Source organism: Pseudoalteromonas sp. APC 3224 (genome assembly GCF_030407535.1).
Taxonomy (GTDB): domain Bacteria; phylum Pseudomonadota; class Gammaproteobacteria; order Enterobacterales; family Alteromonadaceae; genus Pseudoalteromonas.
The window spans coordinates 18,561-40,581 of sequence record NZ_JASDDF010000024.1 but is presented as its reverse complement, the minus strand read 5'-3'; the positions used below and the strand labels follow the sequence as shown (position 1 = coordinate 40,581).

Genomic DNA, 22,021 nt, shown 5'->3' with positions numbered 1-22,021 from the left:
ATGAGCGAAAATGTATATCAATTTATAGACGTGCAGCGTGTAGACCCACGCAAGAAACCAATCTCGTCGCGTAAAAAATCGTTCGTAGAAATTTATGAACCCTTTTCAGAAAACCAAGTTAATTCACAGGCAGATCGCTGCCTTGATTGCGGTAACCCTTATTGTGAGTGGAAATGTCCAGTACATAACTATATTCCACAATGGTTAAAACTGATCCGTACAGGGCGCATTTTAGAGGCCGCTGAGCTTTCGCACCGTACTAACAGTTTGCCAGAGGTGTGTGGAAGAGTATGCCCACAAGACCGCTTATGCGAAGGCTCATGTACGTTAGATGAAGAATTTGGAGCGGTAACAATCGGTAATATTGAAAAATATATCACCGATACCGCGTTCAAAATGGGCTGGAAGCCAGACATGTCTTATGTGACATGGACTGATAAAAAAGTGGCTATTATTGGTGCTGGGCCAGCAGGGTTAGGCTGTGCTGATATTCTAGTACGTAATGGCGTAAAGCCTGTGGTATTTGACCGTCACCCTGAAATTGGTGGGTTGTTAACCTTTGGTATTCCTTCTTTTAAATTAGAAAAAGAAGTCATGCAAAAACGTCGCGAAATATTTACCGAAATGGGTGTTGAATTTAAACTTAATGTCGAAGTAGGTAAAGACATTAGCATGGATGAAATTCTTAATGAGTATGACGCTGTATTTTTGGGAGTGGGGACTTATCAAAGTATGCGTGCAGGGCTTGAGAACGAAGATGCACCGGGGGTGCATGATGCCCTGCCATTCTTAATTGGTAACACTAATCGTGTTATGGGTTACGATGAGTCTAAACAAGCTTGCATTGATATGGCAAACCAAAAAGTAGTGGTACTAGGTGGTGGTGATACAGCAATGGATTGTGTGCGAACATCAATTCGTCATAATGCGTTAAAGGTGACCTGTGCGTACCGTCGTGATGAAGAGAACATGCCTGGCTCAAAACGCGAAGTAAAAAATGCAAAAGAAGAGGGCGTAATTTTTACTTATAACGTTCAGCCTAAAGGGATTGTACTTGATGACAAAGGTGCTGTAGCCGGCGTTAAAATGGTAAAAACTCAGCTTGGCGAGGCAGATGAAAATGGCCGTCGTCGCGCTGAGGAAGTACCCGGATCAGAGCACATTATTGAAGCTACACAAGTGATTATGGCATTTGGCTTTAAGCCTCATAAAATGGACTGGTTAGAACAGTACGATGTAGAAATTAACCACTGGGGCGGTATTAATGCACCTGAGCAAGGTGAATTTACACATCAAACTACTAATCCTAAAATATTTGCTGGTGGTGATATTGTTCGTGGTTCAGACTTAGTGGTTACTGCTATTTTTGAGGGGCGTAATGCTGCAGAAGGCATTATGGATTATTTAAAAGTGTAAATAATTCTTTTGTTAGAATGGAGTCAAAAGCAAACCTTCGGGTTTGCTTTTTTATTCCCTCAGTTTTACAAATAAAAATGCCCGCAATACACAGGTTGCGGGCATTTTTAAACGCTATGTTAGTTAATCCATCGAGAAGTGATCAAGGCTCGGTTTCACTCTGGCTTGTCGACGTTTCACACTTTTATAGCAGATAACGTTACAAACAAGTTGTAGGCCAATAACCAACAAACTAAGTGTTATTAAGCCAGTAATAGCTGTGCTGCTAAAAACTAACATAACAGCAATAACAATATGTACAATTAATGCCACATTTAAAAAACGATATAATCCTTGTTTAAATTGTGTGTGTTTAAACTTGCTAAACATTGCTAAAAGTACACTAACTATAAGTAGTAGCCAGTTAATTGCTAAGCCAAAATAAATGACCGTTGTTTGCATCAAGGTATCCTCACCGTATCAAGGTAACGCACTATAAATGTATAATTTTATCCGTGCGCTTTTATAAGCTCTTTCGCATTTGCTTTAGCTGTTTTGCTAATGTTATCACCCCCTAGCAAACGCGCAATTTCATTAACCCTGCCATCTTTATTTAATGACAGCATATGAGTAAACGTTTCACCGTCTGCAATTTCTTTGGCAACAAAAAATTGCTGATGAGCGCTACTGGCCACTTGCGGTAAATGGGTTACACAAATTACCTGTGTCGATTTACCTAATTGGCGCAGCAGTTTACCAACTGCAGCAGCTGTAGGGCCAGAAATACCGACATCTACTTCATCAAATATAAGTGTTGGAGTCGTTACTTTTTGGGCAATAATAACTTGAATAGCCAAACTAATGCGTGATAACTCACCACCAGAGGCTACTTTTGCTAGAGGTTGTAATGGTTGCCCTGGGTTTGTTGATACTAAAAACGATACATTATCAAAACCTAAACTATTAGGAGAGCGATCGGTATGTGCTGTAAGAGCTATTTCAAATACGCCATTTTCCATAGATAAGTTAGCCATACTTTCGCTGATCAAGCCATTAAGTGTATTAGCATATTGATGACGGCTAGCACTTAATTCCTCACTAGCCGTTTGATAATCTTCAAGAGCATCTGCAATTTCACCTTCAAGCTGTTCGAGGCGCGAACTATTACTGCTTATAGAGTCTAGTTCTTGTGTTACATTTTGATGAAACTCAACGAGCTCTTGTGGCTTTATATGGTGTTTTCTTGCTAAATCCATAGCGCCGCTGAGTCTGTTTTCTACTTCCGTTAAGCGAGTAGGATCTAAGTCAGCTTGTTCTGTATAATTGCGTATTTCTCTGCTTGCTTCTTCAACTTGAACCGCTGCTTCTGTCAGTAATGCTGCTACATTGGCCAGGGTTTCATCATAATGTGCAAGTTCATTAAATTGTTGTGCGCTGTGTTGTAAAAGAGAGCACGCATTTTGCTCATCACTTTCGTATAAATGTTGTAGCTCGCGCTGACAAGATTGCAAAATAGTTTGGCTGTTACTGAGCTTATAATGCTCTGCTTCTATTTGTTCAAACTCACCAGCTTGCAACGCAAATTCATCAAGCTCAGCCACTTGATATTCTAATAATTGTTTTTGCGCAGCTTGTTGTTGTTGGTGGTGTTCTAGTTGTTTAAATTCTTTTTGTAAATCAGCATAACGTTTATAGCGTTGGCTTACAGCATTAACTAGATTTTGGTGCCCGGCGTAAGCATCCAGTAGCTGTAATTGATGCTCTGCTTTTAATAGATGCTGGTGTGCATGTTGACCGTGTATAGAAATTAAATATTGGCCTAGCTCTTTTAGCTGTGCAGCGGTGACAGGGCTACCATTAATGTAGCTTTTGCTGCGGCCATTCTTGCAAACAACTCTACGAAGTAGACATTCGTTATCGTCATTATTAAGCATGTTCTCTTCTAGAAATGCATGGGCGTGTGGCAAATTGCTTAAATCAAATTGCGCACTTACCTCGGCTTTATCAGTGCCTGGGCGCACAGCTGAAGCCTCTGCTCGTTCTCCAAGGCACAATGATAACGCATCAATAGCGATTGATTTACCCGCACCCGTTTCACCGGTAATAGCGGTCATGCCCGAATGCCATTCAGTGCTTAAATTACTTACAATTGCAAAATTTTTAATTTCTAAACCAATTAACATACTGTTCATCCATCCAGTGAATTAACTGTTAATTTATACAGTATTTTGGTTTATTGCAAATTAAATTTCTATATTTTAAGCAAGGCTGGACTCAATTAGTGTTTTTTTTTCTTCATCAATAGGGAGGGTTTCATCGTTAAGATCAATATTATCAACTGGTTGTATGTTGTCTTCAGTTTTCAACTTTAAGATTAACGTAGGAAGGACTTCTTGGTAAAAATTTTTATTGTATAAAATACCTTGAGCTGGCAACTCTGCTATAAAATATTGAGTGCTGTCGGCAAATGCTTGGCTATTATTACTTTTATAGGTTTTTATAAGCTCTTCGTTAAGTATGTTAATAAGTTGGTCACATAACGATTCCAACTTAACTAAATTTTCATCGGTGTGAGGCTGTACCACGAAAAAGTTACTTACAACTGCTTGAATTCGAGGAAGGTGTTTAGCACTGATGACATTTGCATCAAGTAATTCGTTTAGTTTTATTTTTAAACGTGATTGAGTACTTGCTACGCGCTCGTTAAACAGTTTTTTCTTTGCTTCAATGGTTTTTTTTCGATTACTCTCAATTAGCAAGTAACTGCCAAGTAAAGTAATTAATAATAATAAAGCAAGAAACACTACATAAGTCATTACTACTTTTTCCTGATGATATTTAAAAATTCTAGCCCGATATTTTGCGCTAAAGTTGCATGTTTGGCAATAAAATTAGTATAACCGGCTACCCCAATTTAGCTTTTTACGTAGCACATTATAATAAGAATAATTTTTTGGGTGGATTAAGCGTAATTTTTTGTCAGCTTTACGTATAACTACCTCATCACCCGGTAATACGGCGAGTACAACATGGCTGTCACAGCTTACTTGTAAGCTATCAGTATTTTCTAAACTAAGCTTTAAACGCACTTCATTGTCAGCATCCACCACTAAAGGGCGACTTGATAAAGTATGTGGAAACATCGGAACCAGTGACATTGCATTAAGCTCTGGTGTTAAAATAGGCCCACCGCCCGATAAAGAGTATGCCGTTGAGCCTGTTGGAGTCGACACAATCAAACCATCGGAACGTTGTGAAAATACAAAGTCATCGTTTATAAAGGCTTCAAACTCAATCATATGTGCTACTTTATCAGCATGAAGCACTGCTTCGTTTACTGCAGAATTAGCGCTTTTAAGTTCGTTATGACGATACACTTCAACTTCTAATAAAAAACGTTTTTCTTCAATGTAATCGCCGCTGAGTACCTGTTCTAAGCTACCCTCAAACCCTTCTGGATTCAAATCAGTTAAAAAGCCTAAATTACCCCTATTTACACCAATTACGGCTATATCAAAGCGAGCAAGCACCCGTGCAGCACCCAGCATGTTGCCATCGCCTCCAACCACAATCGCTAAGTCGGCACGCTCGCCTAAATCAACGAGCTTTACGAGTTTGTCGCTCGGTACATCACTAAGTTGACTCCCTGTACGTTTTTCAACAATCACCTCAAAGCCTAAAGCTAATAAAAACGTATGTAATCGTTGTAAAGTAGCGGCAGCATTAGGATGATTTGGCTTACCAATTAAGCCGATAGTGTTAAAGGGAGAGTCCATAATAAATACACTGAGAGTTCTAATATTTGTAGAGTAACCTAAAACAGAAGTGTTTGAAAACACAGATCTTAGTAATAACCAGCGGATTTAATTAATTCACTGTAAAATTTAGATTTATTGTATTTTTTATACTTGAAATAATAATACTTAGCCCCGATATAATAGCTATGCATAAAGATGTAGATAACATGAAACTAAACCCACGAGATCAGCAAATATTTGCCGCTGTTATGAGTATGTACTGTAATGGCGATGGCTTACCTGTGCCGTCAACAAAAATTGCAAAGCAAAAAGGTATGGCGGTATGCTCTGCCACTGTGCGTAACGCGATGGCGCGCCTTGAAAAAATAGGCTTGTTGTATTCACCACATACATCGGCTGGCCGAGTGCCAACCAATGATGGGTTTGACTATTGGTTTGATGAGTTTTTTACGCTCAATGATATTGCTAATTATTGGCAACCTGAGCAGGCACAATTGGTTGAGCTAGCGCATGGCTTGAGTCAACGTTACCAAGTATGCTGTTGTGTGGGGCTACCGCAGGTTAGAACACAGCAGGTATTTAGGGTAGAAGTGCTCGACTTTGATGCAAACAACTGGCTTATTTTACTCTTAGACAGAGCAGGGCAGAGCCACAATATTTGTATTAATAAGCCTAATGACCCTAGCGATAGCCAACGCTATGAATTTGCTACTTGGCTCAATACGGTTTTTAGTCAACAATCTTTAATTGAAGGCCTCTACCGAATGCAGGCAATGGCCAATACGGCTCCGCGTAATTGTCATGACTCTTTAACTCAATGGACCCGTGAGCTAAGCCAAAAATTAGGCTCAGATAACAGTATCGTTGTTGGCGAAAACTACCTTTATAAAAAAATAGACTGTGAGCAAAGCCTTAATATTGGTGTATCATTTTTAAATTTTGTTGAAGATAAACTCGCTTTTAAAAATGGGGTCTCTATTCTCAATACTGAAAACTTACCTTTTAGCTCCTGTGATGATCTTATCGTGATCAGTGTGCCGTATTTTCAAAACCAAGAATATCAAAGTCGTTTTTGTGTTATTTGTCCAAAATCAGCGCAATTAGAGAAAATAATCCAAGAATTTAAATTATTAGAGCCATTGAGCTCTTGAATCTTTTTATTCAATCCCCATAATTACCGCAGTTGTAAAGAATTGGAGCGTATATTTTATGTCTGAGCAGACACAAAACCCAGAGCAAGAAGTAGAACTGAACGAAGAAGTGACGCAAATGGAAGCTGACGTTGAGGCGGCAGTTGAAGCAGCAGAACAACATGCTGAGCAAGAGCAAAGCCCTGAAGCAGAAATTGCTATGTTATATGCCGAGCTTGAAACTGCAAAGCAAACTATTGCAGATCAAAAAGATAGCGTAGTTCGCGCTGCTGCAGATGTGGACAATATGCGTCGTCGCGCTGCACAAGATGTAGAAAAAGCACACAAATTTGCACTAGAAAAGTTTGCTAATGAATTACTCCCTGTTATAGATAACTTAGAGCGTGCTATTGAGTTTTCTGATAAAGAAAATGAAACGCTTAAGCCTTTACTTGAAGGCATTGATATGACAGTGAAAAGCTTTAACGACGCGGTAGCTAAATTTGGTGTTGAAATTGTAAACCCTCAAGGTGAGCAGTTTAACCCAGACTTTCATCAAGCAATGTCAATCCAACCAAGCAACGATGTAACACCAAATACTGTTTTAGCAGTAATGCAAAAAGGTTACACATTAAACGGCCGTTTATTACGCCCTGCAATGGTTATGGTATCTAAAGCCGCTGACGCTTAATTAAGTATACAATTTAAAAATGCCTCATTATGAGGCATTTTTTTTGTCTTTAAAATAATGTATTAACTGCACCAGTATTGTCAGTACCACCGCACTAAACATTAAACTAGAAAATGGAACCGCACTTTGTGCATGCATTACCGCTAATATAGGGCCTACTAATGCGCCACTACCAAAACGCAAGGTGCCGATAACCGCCGTAGCAGTTCCGGTATTTTGTTCAAACTTCATCAAAATTAATGAATCTGCATTACTTGCTATTATGCCTAAGCTCATCATTAACGGGGCAATAGCCGCAACAATAAAGTAAAGCGATAAATGCAACACACTAAAGCTGAGTAATGCTGTGCCAGATAAAAAACCACACATTAGCCCGTAATAAAGCATTTTTCGTGAGCCAATACGTGGCACTACGCGAGTATTTAAAAAGTTACCAAACATCAGCGCCATTACATTAAAAGCGAATAGCAGGCCAAACAATTGTTCCGATACTTTAAATAAGTCGAGGTAAATATATGGAACCGAGGTTAAAAAGCAAAAAAAGCCAAACGACACAAACATCGAGCTTAAAATATCAGCGCGGGCGTGCGGGTTGCTTAATACCACTTTGTAACTCGAAAAGAATAGCGATAACCCTTTTCGATCATTTTTAAATATCGGGATATCGATTAAATAACGCTGCACAAAAAGTAAAATTACAAAGCTATAAGTCGCTAAAACAATAAAAATAGTCGACCAAAGCGAAAAGCCTAAAATAACTGAGCCGATAGAGGGGGCAAGTAAAGGCGCTATCATCATAATCATAGACACGTACGACATACCCTTAGCAGTATTTTTTTGATATATGTGTCTAATAATCCCTGGAACCACAACCGTAGCTGCCGCCCCTGTAAATGCCTGTACTGCTCTTAACAGCCAAAAAGTATGCACTTCAGTGGTAAATGCTAAAGCGAGTGAACTTAAGCCAAATAAACTGAGCCCTATTCGCGCTAGTTTACGCCTGCCAATTTGATCGGCTATGGGGCCAAAAAACAACATGCCCAGTGCATAACCTGCTAAATAGATACTCAACGAGATTTGAACATTTGGCATGCTAGTATTGAGATCGTTGGCAATTACCAGCATAGCCGGTAAGTACATATCGATGGCTAAAGGCGTGATCGCGACAATACTGGCTAATAAAGGCAATAAAATACGGGTATTAAAAGAAGAAGCCGAAGCGCTCATTTAAAAACTCAAAACAACGAATATAGGTTGGGCAGTATAGCAGGGCAATGGCGTTGGATAAACTTAGTTTGCCTGCTAACTTAATTGTTTAATCGCAAAAAGCAAAGATTTTAAACTAACACTGCGTTTGGTATTCTATACTCAGTAACAAACTTTTTTAGGGCAATATAATGAAGAAATTGGTTTTGGCAGTACTTGCCAGTGCAGTATTAGTAGGTTGTAAAACATCACCAACTGGACGCACACAGATTGCGCTTTATTCAGATCAACAAATGAGTCAAATGGGCACTGCGAGTTTTGCCCAAATGAAAAAAACACAGCCGGTAAATAAAGACCCAAAAGTTAACAGTTACGTCAATTGTATTGCTGACAAAGTAGTAGCCGTGCTTCCTACAGATTATGCATCTCAAAATTGGGAAGTGGTGGTCTTTGAAGATGAATCTGCAAACGCTTTTGCATTGCCAGGTGGTTATATTGGCGTGCACACTGGATTATTAAAAATTGCTACAAATCAAGATCAGCTTGCAACTGTTTTAGGTCATGAAGTCGGTCATGTGATTGCAGAGCACTCAAATGAACGTGTTTCACAAAGCTCTATTTTACAAACTGGAATGAAAGTGGGCAGTGCGGCGCTTGAAATGGGTAACGTGCAATACCGTAATGAAATTATGCAAGGGCTTGGTCTTGGCGCTCAATATGGTGTGGTTTTACCGTTTAGTCGTTCACATGAGACAGAAGCTGACGTTATTGGTTTAGATTTAATGGCGCAAGCAGGTTTCAATCCTAAAGAGTCTGTTACGCTTTGGCAAAATATGAGTCAAGCGGGCAGTGGGGCAACGCCAGAGTTTTTATCAACTCACCCAGCACCAACAAGCCGTATTGCAAATTTACAATCGCAAATGGGTAAAGCGCTTAGTGAGCAAAAAGCAGCTAAAGCACAAGGTAAAAATCCGCAGTGTAAGTTGTAATCAACCATAAAAAAACCTGTCTAATGACAGGTTTTATTTTTTAATAGTTAAGTATTTAATTATTAAAAAGTCCACTCTATGTGTACTTGTGGAACTGACTCTGTAACATCTGTACCAAGTTTGTTATGCCAGTACTGCCACTCCATACCTAACAGTAAGGTGTTTTCTTTCATTTCTAGCGCATGCCCCATATCCCATACAATAATAGGTTGAGCTAAAAACCAAGCGCGTACGTCATTACCAAACTCATCTTCACGCTCAGCAATATATTCCGCATGACCCTTAACACTAAATTTTTGTGAGCCAATCATAAATGGATATTCAAAAGCAACGTCAAACATCCAGCTGTTGGTTTCAATTGGCGCACCGCCTTTCGCAACACCTTCACTATCATCAATATAGGCAGTCACAAGGGTTGAGAAGAAGTTAAAACCAGGTACATCCCAGCTTAATTTTACACCCGGTAAGTATTTAACAACTTTAGCATCGCCTGCGGCATTAATACCCATGGTTAGGCCAACATCAACGAGCGCACCAGACGCTACTTTTTCGTCCATAACGGCCGATAAGCTAAGCGTAGAATAACCTTCAAAGTAAAAGTCTTGATCTTGGTAGTTATCGTCATTGCCATCAGTGCTGTAATCAATAAAGAAAAAGTTATCTCCATAGTCATGGCCTGAAGCATGTTGCAATGAATAAACCGTGGTATTTGATTTTTGTTCAGTGAACGGGTTTTTATGATTACCGTTGTTAATATGAAGCGCAGTACTGCTCCAATTAGCAGCAGTAGCTGTTGAACTTAAGGCACACGCACTAAGTGCAACGAGAGGAAGTAAGTTTTTAATTTTCATAATCATATTTTATGTGACACGCTGAATACCACATTATAGCAAAGACGGTTAATTTGTTAATTATTTATTGTCATAAACAGTGTACTAGCATGTGGCTAATACACTGTTTAAAGAAGATTTAAGCTTTATTACGACGTAAACAAATAACCGCAATAGCGGTAAAAGCTAAAATAAAGCAGTAGTAAGATGAGGTTGATACTTCCCACGGGCTAATTTTAAATGTAGCACCAAGCAGAAGTGCTTGTGCGCCGTAAGGTAAAGACCCTTGGGTAACACAGGCAAAAATATCTAATAAACTGGCAGAACGTTTACCACTAATTTCGCCATCGTCAGCTAGCTTTTTAGCAATAGGGCCAGTCACAATAATAGACACTGTGTTGTTAGCAATACACATATTGCTGGTTAGCACTAATGCAGCTATCCCTAACTGATCCGCTACCTTGCGATGCCATTTTGCAATGACCTTAGTGATTGCTTGAATTTTTTGCGCGATGTAGTCGAGGCCGCCATTAATACGAATAAATTCAGAGAGGCCACCAATAAACATAGACAGTAAAAATATTTCCTGCATGTCGCTAAAACCTTGGTAAATATCTTTTACAAAGCTGGCGCCTTCATAGCTTCCGGTAAAGCCCATCAATGCGGCGAAAACAATACCGCTTAACAGTACTACAAATACATTAAAGCCCATTACCGCCAGTACTAAAATAAAGGCATAAGGAAGCACCAATAAAATATCGTAGTCTTTAGTTTCAACAACTTGCGCAGCTGGCGTTAAAAATAACAACAGTGCAATAGTAAGGATAGCGGCTGGAATCGCAATTTTAAGATTTTCTTTAAACTTATCTTTCATTTCACAGCCTTGCGTACGGGTAGCTGCAATCGTAGTGTCAGAAATTATTGATAGGTTATCACCAAACATAGCGCCAGATACAATGGTACCGGCCATTAATGCGGGATCAATCCCTGTTTTCATTGATACTGCATAAGCAATTGGGCCAATAGCACCGATAGTTCCCATTGACGTGCCCATCGCAGTAGAGATAACCGCTGCAATTAAAAACAAACCAGGCAGAAGTAATGAAGGGGGAATAAGAGAGAGACCAGCATTAACAACCGCGTCAACGCCACCGGTTGCCCCTGCAACCGCAGAAAAAGCACCTGCTAATAAATAGATAAGGCACATGGTAATAATATTGTTATTACCCACGCCTTTAATAAAGGTTTCTACACTTTGATTAATACTGGCTTTGTTTAAGATAAAGGCTAAAACAATCGCAGGTAAAATAGCGACCGGTGCTGGGAGTTGATAAAATGCATAATCAACCCCTTGAGATTGCAAATATAAGCCTGAGCCTAAAAAAATAGCAACAAAGGTGAGTAGGGGTAGCAAAGAAAATCTTGCTTTATTTTTATCAAATGATGGCTGCATCATAATCCTCATTAATTATTCATAGCAATCGAAACCGATTGATATACTTAACAGCCAAAGCATCCCTCTTTTAGCTGAATTTAGTTGTTTGTTTTACTATCTAACCAGATAAGTAACTCAACAGCGCCCGCAAGCCAAAGACCAAATCGGCGCAAAAAAGAAGTTTAAATGTATAGATGGCTAAATGCAAAGACTATCTGTTATTATTATGAGGGTCTGTTGATCTTTCAAGGTTAAATTTGCAGCAGTCTGTTTGGTATTTAGGCAAGGCAGAGCCTATGTGGTGTGGTATTCCCCATAAATAGGTGATAACGCAGCATCAATGCCAAACAAGCGCTGCCCGAAGGGTTCTGCCTAGGAGCGATTTACTCTTTGTTGCTCGGTTTTTACTTAGCCCACTAGGTTACAAACCTCGCGCCACGATTAAACCGCTCCTAGTTTAAACAAATTTTAATCCGCAAAGGTCAACAGACCCTAAAATAATCGAAGCTTTTTTATAAGCTTTCCTGACTATTACATGAGTTTTAGATAAAATCTAGCTAACTAAAAAATACATAGGTTGTAAAAAGATGAATCGAGTAGGTGTGTTTGGTGCGAATGGCCGTATGGGCCTGGCACTTTTAGAAGCAGCAACAATCAATAAAAATTCACAATTAGCGGCGGCCTATGTACGCAGTGAGTCTGAGTTAGTCGGTCTATCGGTTAATCAACTTAATAGTGCAGCGGCTAAAGACATTCACTTTAGCAGTGAACAGCAGGTTGAAAATGTAGATGTGCTTATAGACTTTACCCTTCCACAAGGCATGAGAAATCACTTAAAAACAGCTGTTGAGAAAAAAACACCTATGGTAATTGGCACCACTGGCTTAACTCATGATGATATGGCTCTATTAACAGATGCCGCTAAACATATCCCGATCGTATTTGCGCGTAATTATAGCGTGGGCGTAAATTTACTGCTTAACTTAGTGCAAACAGCAGCGACAAAATTAGGCGATGATTTAGATATTGAAATTTTTGAAGCGCATCATCGCCATAAAATCGATGCGCCATCGGGTACAGCATTAGCTATTGGCGAGTCGATTGCACAGGCTAAAGGGTGGGATCATGATGAGGTTGCTGTTTATGAGCGTAACAACATAGAGCAGGCCAAATCACAAAATGAAATTGGCTATTCGGTGCTAAGAGGCGGTGATATAGTAGGTGAACACACGGCCTACTTCGCTACAATGGGCGAAAGACTTGAATTAACCCATAAAGCAAGTTCGCGAATGACCTTCGCGCTAGGTGCTATAAGAGCTGCGCAGTGGTTGAAAAATAAACCTGCAGGACTTTATGATATGCAAGATGTGCTAGATTTAAAGTAGTTAAGTTCCTTTTTTAACGCTTTGGAGTGGTTTTTTGCTATAACCACTTATTTATTACAATTTACTAATTAGCGTTAGACCTAAAAGCCAACTTCATGTAGAATGCAGCCAATTTGCCAAAAATTACTAAATGCGTGTTTCCAATTATACTCATATGGTTAGCAAAACCGGGGTTTGTGTGGGAATGAAAAGAGTTTTAGGCAAGAAAAATGAATGAAGGTTTAGTGGTTTACATCGGCATCATTTAAGACTGCGTAAAACAATTTAAGCTCACAGAAATCAGGTTTTGACCAATTATCTGAGTATTGGCGGGGTGTTGAGCAATTTGCTTACTCCCGTTTTTTACTGTTAGGAGGTTTAACTTGACTAAATCCGCTCTGTTAGTCCTAGAAGACGGCACAGTGTTTCGCGGTACTGCAATCGGCGCTGACGGCATGTCAGTCGGTGAAGTAGTATTCAATACGTCTATGACTGGTTATCAAGAAATTTTGACTGATCCATCGTACGCGGAACAAATCGTAACTTTGACGTACCCACATATCGGTAATACGGGTACCAACAGCGAAGACGAAGAAGCGAGTCATATTTGGGCTAAAGGCCTAGTGATCCGTGATTTGCCACTGCTAGCGAGTAATTTTCGTAACGAGCAATCGTTAGATGATTACTTAAAAGAACGTAATATTTTAGGTATTGCGGACATCGACACCAGAAAACTAACCCGTATTTTGCGTGATAAAGGTGCACAAAATGGCTGTATCGTTGCCGGTGACGAACTAGACGAGAAAAAAGCGCTTGAAGCTGCGCAAGCCTTCCCAGGCTTAAAAGGCATGGATTTAGCAAAAGTTGTCTCAACCAAGGAAAATTTTGAGTGGCGCGAATCAAGCTGGACATTAGGCGAAGGGTTTAAAACCTTACACGCTGATGATGAAAAGTTTCATGTTGTTGCCTACGACTTCGGTGTTAAACGTAATATTTTACGTATGCTTGTAGATCGTGGTTGTAAACTAACGGTTGTACCCGCTCAAACCTCTGCCGCTGACGTACTAGCATTAAACCCTGATGGTATTTTCTTATCAAATGGCCCTGGCGATCCTGAGCCATGTACTTATGCCATTGATGCAATTAAAACCTTTTTAGAAACCGATACGCCAATTTTTGGTATTTGTTTAGGGCATCAACTATTAGCGCTTGCCTCAGGTGCTAAAACAGTAAAAATGAAGTTTGGCCACCATGGTGGTAACCACCCAGTTAAAGATCTTGAGCGCGATGTCGTAATGATCACCGCACAAAACCATGGTTTTGCTGCAGATGAAGCCACATTACCAGATAACCTACGTGCAACGCATAAATCGTTATTTGACGGCACATTGCAAGGTATTCACCGTACAGATAAACCAGCATTTAGCTTCCAAGGTCACCCAGAAGCGAGTCCTGGTCCGCACGATGCAGCCCCATTATTTGACCACTTCATCGATTTGATGCAAGCGCGTAACCACTAATTTAACCGGAGTAATAATGCCAAAACGTACCGACATAAAAAGCATTCTTATCTTAGGCGCAGGCCCAATTGTAATTGGTCAAGCTTGTGAATTTGACTACTCTGGTGCTCAAGCGTGTAAAGCACTAAGAGAAGAAGGCTATAGAGTTATATTAGTTAACTCAAACCCAGCAACTATCATGACTGACCCAGAAATGGCCGATGCAACATACATCGAACCAATTCACTGGGAAGTGGTAGAAAAAATCATTGAAAAAGAAAAGCCAGATGCTGTCCTGCCTACAATGGGTGGCCAAACAGCATTAAACTGTGCGCTTGATTTAGACAAGCATGGTGTATTGGCTAAGCATGGCGTTGAGCTTATTGGCGCAACAGCCGATGCAATCGATAAAGCAGAAAACCGTGAACGCTTTGATGTTGCTATGCGTAACATCGGCCTAGAATGTCCACGTGCTGAAATTGCCCATTCAATGGATGAAGCGCGCGATACCATGACCCGTATCGGCTTACCGTGTATTATTCGTCCTTCTTTCACAATGGGCGGCACCGGCGGCGGTGTGGCTTACAACATGGAAGAGTTTGAAGAAATCTGTGAACGCGGTTTAGACCTTTCACCAACCAGCGAGTTATTAATAGATGAGTCGTTAATTGGTTGGAAAGAATACGAAATGGAAGTTGTTCGTGACAAAAAAGACAACTGTATTATCGTCTGTTCTATTGAAAACTTTGACCCAATGGGTGTGCACACAGGTGACTCAATCACTGTGGCTCCAGCACAAACATTAACCGACAAAGAATACCAAATCATGCGTAATGCCTCTATGGCCGTATTGCGTGAAATTGGTGTTGAAACCGGCGGTTCAAACGTACAATTTGGTGTAAATCCCGTTGATGGCCGTATGGTTATCATTGAAATGAACCCACGTGTATCACGTTCATCGGCACTGGCCTCTAAAGCAACCGGTTTCCCTATTGCTAAAATCGCCGCTAAGTTAGCGGTAGGCTACACGTTAGATGAGCTTCAAAACGATATCACTGGCGGTAAAACCCCAGCGTCGTTTGAACCGTCAATCGATTACGTTGTAACAAAAATTCCTCGCTTTAACTTTGAAAAATTTGCCGGTGCAAACGACCGTTTAACGACGCAAATGAAATCAGTGGGCGAAGTAATGGCGATTGGTCGTAACCAACAAGAGTCATTACAAAAAGCATTACGTGGTTTAGAAGTAGGCGCAACAGGCTTTAACCCAATTGTGGCACTTGATGACCCTAAAGCAAAAGAAAAAATCATTCGTGAATTACGTGAGCCAGGTGCAGAGCGTATTTGGTACATTGCCGATGCAATGCGCCATGGTATGAGCGTTGAAGATGTATTTGAATTAACTAAGATTGACCCTTGGTACTTAGTACAAATTGAAGATATCTTAAAAGACGAAGCTAAAATTTCAGAAGTCGGTATGGCCGGCTTAAATGCAGACTTCTTGCGTAAACTTAAACGCAAAGGGTTTGCAGATCCGCGTATTGCAGAAATTGCCGGTGTGTCAGAAGCTGAAATCCGTAAAAAGCGTCATCAACTCAATATTGTGCCTGTGTACAAACGCGTTGATACGTGCGCTGCCGAATTTAGCTCAGATACAGCTTACATGTACTCATCTTACGATGAAGAGTGTGAAGCGAACGCATCTGACCGTGATAAAATCATGGTGATTGGTGGTGGTCCTAACCGTATCGGCCAAGGTATTGAATTTGACTACTGTTGTGTTCATGCTGCGCTTGCGCTTCGTGAAGACGGTTACGAAACTATTATGGTTAACTGTAACCCTGAAACGGTATCTACCGATTACGATACGTCAGACCGTTTATACTTCGAACCAATTACCCTTGAAGACGTGCTTGAAATTGTACGTGTTGAAAAGCCAAAAGGCGTTATCGTACAGTACGGTGGTCAAACGCCACTTAAACTTGCGCGTGAGCTTGAAGCGAACGGCGTGCCAGTAATTGGTACTTCGCCAGATGCGATTGACCGTGCAGAAGACCGTGAACGCTTCCAACAACTTGTTGAGCGTTTGGATTTACTGCAGCCAGAAAATGCCACCGTAACCTCAACTGAAGAAGCTATTTTAAAATCAGTTGAAATTGGTTTCCCACTGGTAGTACGTCCTTCGTACGTATTAGGTGGTCGTGCGATGGAAATTGTATACGATGAGCAAGACTTACGTCGTTACATGACCGAAGCCGTATCTGCATCAAATGAAGCGCCAGTGTTACTTGACCGTTTCTTAGATAACGCGATAGAAGTTGACGTTGACGCAATTTGCGACGGCGAGCAAGTGATTATTGGCGGCATCATGGAGCATATTGAACAAGCAGGCGTTCACTCTGGTGACTCAGCATGTTCATTACCAGCTCACTCGCTAACACAAGAAGTACAAGATGTGATGCGTAAGCAAGTAACTGATATGGCACTTGAACTTGGCGTAGTTGGTTTGATGAATACGCAGTTTGCGGTTAAAGATGGCAAAGTGTATCTAATCGAAGTAAACCCACGTGCAGCACGTACAGTTCCATTTGTATCTAAAGCAACGGGTGTAGCACTTGCAAAAGTAGCGGCGCGTTGTATGGCGGGTCAATCTTTAGCAAGCCAAGGCATTACTAAAGAAGTGATTCCACCTTACTACAGCGTAAAAGAAGTGGTATTGCCATTTGCTAAGTTCCAAGGTGTGGATCCTATCCGTGGACCTGAAATGCGCTCAACGGGTGAAGTAATGGGTGTTGGTGATACTTTCGCCGAAGCGTTTGCAAAAGCACAATTAGGTGCAAGCAACACTTTACCACGTGGTGGTCGCGCGTTACTATCTGTACGTAATAGCGATAAGCCACGTATTGTAGAACTAGCTAAAACCATGACAGAACTTGGTTTTGAGCTAGATGCAACAGGTGGAACAGCTGCTGCACTTGAAGATGCTGGAATTACGGTTCGCCGTGTAAATAAAGTATACGAAGGTCGTCCGCACATTCTTGATAGAATCAAAAATGGCGAGTATAGCTATATCGTTAATACCACCGAAGGTCGCCAAGCGATTGAAGATTCGAAGGTGTTACGTCGTGGTGCATTGCAGCACAAAACCAATTATACTACGACATTGAATGCGGCATTTGCTAACTGTACTGCTAACCAAGCAGATGACCGCAGTAAAGTGACGTCTGTTCAAGAACTACACCTACGATTGAACTAAGGAAATGTGCCAAGGCCATAACCATGGCCTTGGGATTAAGTGAGAAAAGTATGCAATCAATTCCAATGACAGTTCGTGGCGCAAAATTATTGCGCGATGAGCTTAACGAATTAAAAACTGTTACCCGTCCAAAAATTGTATCTGATATTGCTGATGCACGTGAACACGGTGACTTAAAAGAAAATGCTGAGTATCACGCTGCGCGTGAGCAACAGGGTTTTTGTGAAGGCCGTATTCAAGAAATTGAAGCAAAACTTTCAAACATGCAGATGATTGACGTAACAAAGATGCCTAATACAGGTAAAGTGATTTTTGGTACTACAGTAACCATCGTTAATGTTGAAACCGACGCTGAAGTTAAATATCAGATTGTTGGCGATGATGAAGCAGATATTAAAAGTAATTTAATTTCTGTTAATTCACCAATTGCTCGCGGCTTAATTGGTAAACAAGCGGATGACGCTGTGATTATCAAAACGCCAAAAGGTGATGTAGAGTACGAAATCATTGAGGTTGAGTATATTTAATTAGTTAACTCACTTTAACGTTTTATAAAAACCAGTGCTTAGTAATAAGCACTGGTTTTTTTATGCTTGATTTTTATATTTGGTTTAGAATCGGTTGAATATTATTCATTGTTTGTAAATGTAGGCTATGTTGTTATGGTAGTAACCTATTCTTCAATAAGGAAATAATATGGAAAATATACTGTATCCGGCACCTTTAACAGTGGGATCTAAAATCGCCGTGTGTTCTTTATCAGCGGGGATCAAATCAAAATATCATCCACGGTTAGATATTGTCATTAATGGCTTAAAACATCGAGGTTATCAGATTGTTGAGGGGGAGTTTTTACGTCAAAACGAGCCGCGAACTCAAGTTACAGCTAAGCAGCATGCCAAGCAATTAATGGACTTTTTATTAGATGATGAAATAGATGCGATCATGCCGCCAATGGGCGGAGAGCTGGCAATGGAAATATTGCCTCTGCTTGATTTTAGCGCAATTAAAAACGCTAAACCTAAATGGTTAGTGGGCTATTCAGATGTCAGTACGATTGCTTGTGCACTGACAGCAAAATGTAATTGGGCAACACTGCATAGCGCTAATTTAATTCAATTACACCCTGATGAAAAAGACCCGTATTGTTTACAAATTTTTGAAAGCCTAAGCTATGAGGCTAGCAGTGAGTTTGAGCAAGCCCCCTCGACTTACCATCAACATAGCAAGCCTGATTACGCACAAAACCCGAATGCATTATTTGATCACAGCGTTCCCACCCAATGGCAATGTTTAAATTACACCGATAAGCGCAGTATTGAAATGTCAGGGCGGTTGTTTGGTGGGTGTCTTGATACGGTTGGGCTGTTACTTGATTCGCCTTTTTTAGCTCTGCATGAGTTTAAAAAGCACAATGCCTCGCAAGGTATTGTACTTTATTTAGAAAGCGCAGAGCTCACGCCAGCGACCGTTGCACGATTTTTATTGTCACTTAAATTAGCGGGCATGTTTGATGATATAAATGGGGTGATTATTGGTCGTCATGTGACCTTACAAGGGCAAGACCCAGGGTTTGATTATCGCCAAGGCTTAAATGCCGCTTTTGGTGGGTGTTTATTTCCGGTGATCATTGATGCTGATATTGGCCACATTCCTCCTAATTTAAACTTAGTTAATGGTGCATTATGCACTGTTACCGCAGATGTTGAACAAGGCAAAGTGCTCAGTGCATCTGTGGTCACAAAACTAGCCTAGTAATAATAAACTGCTCACTTACTATTTAAAGTGAGCAGTTATGACTTATAAAACCTGAATAATTTGTTCTTTGCTTAAACGTGATTTTGGCAGCTTAGCATTGTAGTCTTCTTCTGCGTCATGGTAGCCCAGCGCAAGTGCGACATCACAGATGTAGCCGTCTAATTCGCTTGCGAACTCTTCGCCAATCAGTTGTGCATCAACGCCTTCCATCGGTGTGGTATCAATCCCTAAGCGTGCTGCTGCATGCATAGTATTGCCTAAAGCAATGTAGGTTTGTGCTTTAGTCCAGGCGGCATTATTACCCTGCTCATCGGTATTTAAATCCACAAACGCAAATGCGCCAAAAGCTTGCTCGCGGTTTTCTTTTTGAGTTCGGCCATTTTTTATATCAGCATCAATCACTTGGCCATAATTTTCACGTGTGTATTGTGGATTATGAGCAAATAAAATAATGTGTGACGCCGCTTTAATGTGTGGCTGATTAAATTGAAACTTATTAGCAAAGGTACTGTGCATACGCTCTTTTGCGGCATCAGATTCAATCACAATAAATTTCCAAGGCTGTGAATTAATAGACGAAGGAGAAAGACGCATAGCATCATACAATACCGCTAAATCGTCTTGAGAAATGCGCTTTGTAGCATCATAACGTTTAGCGGTGTGGCGGCTTTCAAGATCGCGAATAATAGGGTGAGTCATAGTCTCTCCATAATAAAAAAGGGCTGATAAATAGTGTTCATTGAGTGTATGAGCAGCATAATACAATTTGCTTTATTTAAAATAAACAGCATAATTATTGAATCATTATCAAATAAAAATAGATAATATGCAGATTGATGACTTAAAACTGATTTTAAAAGTAGCGGAGTGTCGAAGCATTACGCTAGCAGCAGCCAAGTTAGATATGCGCACAGCAACGGCCAGTGCTGCTATTAAGCGTGTAGAGTTGGCACTTGGCTGTGAATTATTTATTAGAACCACTCGGCATTTGCGTTTATCTAGTGCAGGGGAGCGATACATTCCCCAATGCGAACAAGCTCTGGCCGTGCTTGAAACGGCAAGGCAAAACCTTAAAGGAGAACATGATGCCATTGAAGGGGAGTTACGGGTAGCTACCTCATCTGATTTAGGGCGCAACTTAGTGATCCCTTGGATTGATGAAGTCATGGATAAGTACCCAAGTGTGAGCTTGCGTACGCACATTAGCGATAGCAATATCGATTTTTTTCGTGATTCGGTTGATATAGCACTACGTTATGGCTCACCCAGTGATAGTAGTGTATATGGATTTAAAATTTGCAACGTACCGCGACTACTCTGTGCTACACCTACCTATTTAGCTAAATATGGTGAGCCAGAGCACCCAGATGATTTAGCGCAGCATCACGGATTATTTTACCAGCTGCAAGATATTATCAATAATGTGTGGGAATTTACCGACGGCGGAAAAAAATACAAAGTAAAAATGCAGGGCAGACGTGCCTCAAATGATGGCGATTTAGTTAGGCGTTGGTGTGTTGCAGGTAAAGGTTTAGCGGTTAAATCAGCGTTAGATATTGCCGATGATTTATTAAATAAACGCGTTGTTACTGTGATGAATAATTACCAGCATACCTGTGGTGAGCTGTGGCTCATTTGCCCAAGCAGGCAATCGATTACTCCCGCTGTACGACTATTGCGTGATGTGTGCAGAGAAAAAACCGCTCACTTATTGAATCAGCTAGTAAAGCAGGGGATTGTTGATAAACGTATATTAATTAACGAGTAACAAATACACGTTTAGTAACGTTAACTTAAATAGTTTTTAAAAAACGCCAAGGTTCGCTGCCAAGCAAGTTCGGCACTCTTTTCATCGTAACGGCCAGTTGAGTCATTGTGGAAACCATGGTTTGCACCTTCATACTTATGCATGATGAACTCAACATTGTTAGCATTTAAGCTTTGCTCATACTCAGGCCATGTAGCGTTAACCCGTTTATCAAGTTCACCTAATTGAATCATTAACGGCGCTTTTATATTTTTGTGTAAGCTTTCACTTGCAGGTGTGCCATAAAAGGGCACGCCCGCGCTCAATAAGTTACTGTCTACTGAGGCTAAATAATTAACAATATAGCCACCAAAACAAAAACCAACCGCGCCTAATTTACCATTACTATTTGGCTGTGCTTTTAAAAAGTGAGCAGCGGCTACAAAATCATTTTGTATTTTAGTGCGATCAAGGGTACGTTGCATGGCTCGACCTTCATCGTCGTTGCCTGGGTAGCCACCCAGTGGGTGCAACGCATCAGGGGCAAAGGCAATAAAGCCGACTTTAGCCAGTCGCCTTGCAACATCTTTTACATACGGATTTAAGCCGCGATTCTCGTGTACTACTAATACAACAGGTAGCTTGCCTTGTGTATTTTTTGGAACCACTAAATAGCCTTTACCCGAACCATGACCATCAGGCGAATCAAATTCTTGGTAAGTGGCTTTTATGTCATCGTCGTTAAATGAGACCTGCTCAGCTTGAGCGTAATTAGGTAATAATGCACCTGTAAGTACTGTCATTGAAAAGCCCAATGCGGCTAAGCCACCGAGTTTTTTCATAAACGTGCGTCTATCAATTAAACCATGAGCGTATTCGTCATACCAATCAAATGCTTCTTGAGGAATGTGTTCAGACTGAGGGGAGGTCATAGTAGTGCCTTATTTTATTATGATTATTTAA

General features: G+C 40.6%; 19 protein-coding genes. 10 read left to right on the top strand and 9 right to left on the bottom strand.

Translation table 11 applies throughout. The features are described 5' to 3' along the window. A complete protein-coding gene (locus tag QL989_RS12230) occupies positions 1–1,416 on the top strand; it encodes an FAD-dependent oxidoreductase (protein ID WP_013465171.1) in 1,416 nt (471 codons plus the stop codon). A gap of 123 nt (positions 1,417–1,539) precedes the next feature. Here QL989_RS12230 and QL989_RS12225 read toward each other — a convergent pair whose 3' ends face one another. The 4 genes from QL989_RS12225 to nadK form a co-directional block, all read right to left on the bottom strand. Continuing rightward, positions 1,540–1,857, bottom strand: coding sequence for a hypothetical protein (locus QL989_RS12225; RefSeq protein WP_290170654.1), 318 nt, complete (start codon positions 1,855–1,857; stop codon positions 1,540–1,542). Positions 1,858–1,904: 47 nt separating this feature from the next. Further along, the gene (gene recN, locus QL989_RS12220) at positions 1,905–3,578 is read right to left on the bottom strand and encodes a DNA repair protein RecN (protein WP_290170653.1); all 1,674 of its coding nucleotides are present in this window, start codon (positions 3,576–3,578) and stop codon (positions 1,905–1,907) included. Between the two features lie 75 nt (positions 3,579–3,653). Further along, the gene (locus QL989_RS12215) at positions 3,654–4,211 is read right to left on the bottom strand and encodes a hypothetical protein (protein WP_075169079.1); all 558 of its coding nucleotides are present in this window, start codon (positions 4,209–4,211) and stop codon (positions 3,654–3,656) included. 75 nt (positions 4,212–4,286) lie between these two features. After that, positions 4,287–5,171 carry an NAD(+) kinase gene (nadK, locus tag QL989_RS12210; protein ID WP_008464501.1) on the bottom strand — a complete coding sequence of 295 codons (885 nt, stop codon included), beginning with the start codon at positions 5,169–5,171 and terminating at the stop codon, positions 4,287–4,289. Positions 5,172–5,338: 167 nt separating this feature from the next. Between nadK and QL989_RS12205 the strand changes: the two genes are divergently transcribed. Both QL989_RS12205 and grpE read left to right on the top strand, forming a co-directional pair. Next, complete coding sequence (locus QL989_RS12205; RefSeq protein ID WP_290170652.1) at positions 5,339–6,304, top strand: HrcA family transcriptional regulator; 966 nt, start codon at positions 5,339–5,341, stop codon at positions 6,302–6,304. A 58-nt stretch (positions 6,305–6,362) separates the two neighbouring features. Continuing rightward, a complete protein-coding gene (gene grpE / locus QL989_RS12200) occupies positions 6,363–6,974 on the top strand; it encodes a nucleotide exchange factor GrpE (RefSeq protein WP_008113139.1) in 612 nt (203 codons plus the stop codon). Between the two features lie 27 nt (positions 6,975–7,001). On the opposite strand, the gene QL989_RS12195 is transcribed toward grpE, so the two are convergent. Then, positions 7,002–8,201, bottom strand: a complete 1,200-nt coding sequence (locus QL989_RS12195) for a Bcr/CflA family efflux MFS transporter (RefSeq protein ID WP_290170651.1) — start codon at positions 8,199–8,201, stop codon at positions 7,002–7,004. 170 nt (positions 8,202–8,371) lie between these two features. Here QL989_RS12195 and QL989_RS12190 point away from each other — a divergent pair, with 170 nt between their 5' ends. After that, positions 8,372–9,169, top strand: coding sequence for a M48 family metallopeptidase (locus QL989_RS12190; RefSeq protein WP_290170650.1), 798 nt, complete (start codon positions 8,372–8,374; stop codon positions 9,167–9,169). Between the two features lie 62 nt (positions 9,170–9,231). Here the strand turns inward: QL989_RS12190 and QL989_RS12185 are convergent, their stop codons facing one another. Further along, positions 9,232–10,020 (bottom strand): nucleoside-binding protein, encoded by a 789-nt coding sequence (locus QL989_RS12185; RefSeq protein ID WP_290170649.1) that lies wholly within the window; start codon positions 10,018–10,020, stop codon positions 9,232–9,234. A 118-nt stretch (positions 10,021–10,138) separates the two neighbouring features. Next, the gene (locus QL989_RS12180) at positions 10,139–11,452 is read right to left on the bottom strand and encodes a Na+/H+ antiporter NhaC family protein (protein ID WP_010388632.1); all 1,314 of its coding nucleotides are present in this window, start codon (positions 11,450–11,452) and stop codon (positions 10,139–10,141) included. 569 nt (positions 11,453–12,021) lie between these two features. Here QL989_RS12180 and dapB point away from each other — a divergent pair. The 5 genes from dapB (at position 12,022) to QL989_RS12155 (ending at position 19,308) form a co-directional block, all read left to right on the top strand. After that, positions 12,022–12,819 (top strand): 4-hydroxy-tetrahydrodipicolinate reductase, encoded by a 798-nt coding sequence (dapB, locus tag QL989_RS12175; RefSeq protein ID WP_290170648.1) that lies wholly within the window; start codon positions 12,022–12,024, stop codon positions 12,817–12,819. A 362-nt stretch (positions 12,820–13,181) separates the two neighbouring features. Beyond that, complete coding sequence (gene carA, locus QL989_RS12170) at positions 13,182–14,318, top strand: glutamine-hydrolyzing carbamoyl-phosphate synthase small subunit (RefSeq protein WP_016900401.1); 1,137 nt, start codon at positions 13,182–13,184, stop codon at positions 14,316–14,318. Between the two features lie 16 nt (positions 14,319–14,334). Further along, on the top strand, positions 14,335–17,553 hold the full coding sequence (gene carB / locus QL989_RS12165) for a carbamoyl-phosphate synthase large subunit (RefSeq protein ID WP_290170647.1): 3,219 nt from the start codon (positions 14,335–14,337) through the stop codon (positions 17,551–17,553). A 50-nt stretch (positions 17,554–17,603) separates the two neighbouring features. Beyond that, positions 17,604–18,080 carry a transcription elongation factor GreA gene (gene greA / locus QL989_RS12160; RefSeq protein ID WP_010388635.1) on the top strand — a complete coding sequence of 159 codons (477 nt, stop codon included), beginning with the start codon at positions 17,604–17,606 and terminating at the stop codon, positions 18,078–18,080. Positions 18,081–18,249: 169 nt separating this feature from the next. Then, positions 18,250–19,308 (top strand): S66 peptidase family protein, encoded by a 1,059-nt coding sequence (locus tag QL989_RS12155; protein ID WP_290170646.1) that lies wholly within the window; start codon positions 18,250–18,252, stop codon positions 19,306–19,308. Positions 19,309–19,353: 45 nt separating this feature from the next. On the opposite strand, the gene QL989_RS12150 is transcribed toward QL989_RS12155, so the two are convergent. After that, complete coding sequence (locus QL989_RS12150; RefSeq protein WP_178956213.1) at positions 19,354–20,010, bottom strand: nitroreductase family protein; 657 nt, start codon at positions 20,008–20,010, stop codon at positions 19,354–19,356. A 127-nt stretch (positions 20,011–20,137) separates the two neighbouring features. Between QL989_RS12150 and QL989_RS12145 the strand changes: the two genes are divergently transcribed. Then, positions 20,138–21,079, top strand: a complete 942-nt coding sequence (locus QL989_RS12145; RefSeq protein ID WP_290170663.1) for a LysR family transcriptional regulator — start codon at positions 20,138–20,140, stop codon at positions 21,077–21,079. 20 nt (positions 21,080–21,099) lie between these two features. On the opposite strand, the gene QL989_RS12140 is transcribed toward QL989_RS12145, so the two are convergent. Next, the gene (locus tag QL989_RS12140) at positions 21,100–21,990 is read right to left on the bottom strand and encodes a dienelactone hydrolase family protein (protein WP_138607544.1); all 891 of its coding nucleotides are present in this window, start codon (positions 21,988–21,990) and stop codon (positions 21,100–21,102) included. Positions 21,991–22,021 lie beyond the last annotated feature (31 nt).

What these genes read in the sequence shown, in the direction of transcription:
- QL989_RS12140 (WP_138607544.1), bottom strand. Translation starts at nt 21,990, where the DNA reads ATGACCTCCCCTCAGTCTGAACACATTCCTCAAGAAGCATTTGATTGG.
- QL989_RS12185 (WP_290170649.1), bottom strand. Translation starts at nt 10,020, where the DNA reads ATGAAAATTAAAAACTTACTTCCTCTCGTTGCACTTAGTGCGTGTGCC.
- QL989_RS12230 (WP_013465171.1), top strand. Translation starts at nt 1, where the DNA reads ATGAGCGAAAATGTATATCAATTTATAGACGTGCAGCGTGTAGACCCA.
- grpE (WP_008113139.1), top strand. Translation starts at nt 6,363, where the DNA reads ATGTCTGAGCAGACACAAAACCCAGAGCAAGAAGTAGAACTGAACGAA.
- greA (WP_010388635.1), top strand. Translation starts at nt 17,604, where the DNA reads ATGCAATCAATTCCAATGACAGTTCGTGGCGCAAAATTATTGCGCGAT.
- QL989_RS12150 (WP_178956213.1), bottom strand. Translation starts at nt 20,010, where the DNA reads ATGACTCACCCTATTATTCGCGATCTTGAAAGCCGCCACACCGCTAAA.
- carB (WP_290170647.1), top strand. Translation starts at nt 14,335, where the DNA reads ATGCCAAAACGTACCGACATAAAAAGCATTCTTATCTTAGGCGCAGGC.
- nadK (WP_008464501.1), bottom strand. Translation starts at nt 5,171, where the DNA reads ATGGACTCTCCCTTTAACACTATCGGCTTAATTGGTAAGCCAAATCAT.
- recN (WP_290170653.1), bottom strand. Translation starts at nt 3,578, where the DNA reads ATGTTAATTGGTTTAGAAATTAAAAATTTTGCAATTGTAAGTAATTTA.
- QL989_RS12195 (WP_290170651.1), bottom strand. Translation starts at nt 8,201, where the DNA reads ATGAGCGCTTCGGCTTCTTCTTTTAATACCCGTATTTTATTGCCTTTA.
- QL989_RS12180 (WP_010388632.1), bottom strand. Translation starts at nt 11,452, where the DNA reads ATGCAGCCATCATTTGATAAAAATAAAGCAAGATTTTCTTTGCTACCC.
- QL989_RS12225 (WP_290170654.1), bottom strand. Translation starts at nt 1,857, where the DNA reads ATGCAAACAACGGTCATTTATTTTGGCTTAGCAATTAACTGGCTACTA.
- QL989_RS12145 (WP_290170663.1), top strand. Translation starts at nt 20,138, where the DNA reads ATGCAGATTGATGACTTAAAACTGATTTTAAAAGTAGCGGAGTGTCGA.
- QL989_RS12190 (WP_290170650.1), top strand. Translation starts at nt 8,372, where the DNA reads ATGAAGAAATTGGTTTTGGCAGTACTTGCCAGTGCAGTATTAGTAGGT.
- QL989_RS12155 (WP_290170646.1), top strand. Translation starts at nt 18,250, where the DNA reads ATGGAAAATATACTGTATCCGGCACCTTTAACAGTGGGATCTAAAATC.
- QL989_RS12205 (WP_290170652.1), top strand. Translation starts at nt 5,339, where the DNA reads ATGCATAAAGATGTAGATAACATGAAACTAAACCCACGAGATCAGCAA.
- dapB (WP_290170648.1), top strand. Translation starts at nt 12,022, where the DNA reads ATGAATCGAGTAGGTGTGTTTGGTGCGAATGGCCGTATGGGCCTGGCA.
- QL989_RS12215 (WP_075169079.1), bottom strand. Translation starts at nt 4,211, where the DNA reads ATGACTTATGTAGTGTTTCTTGCTTTATTATTATTAATTACTTTACTT.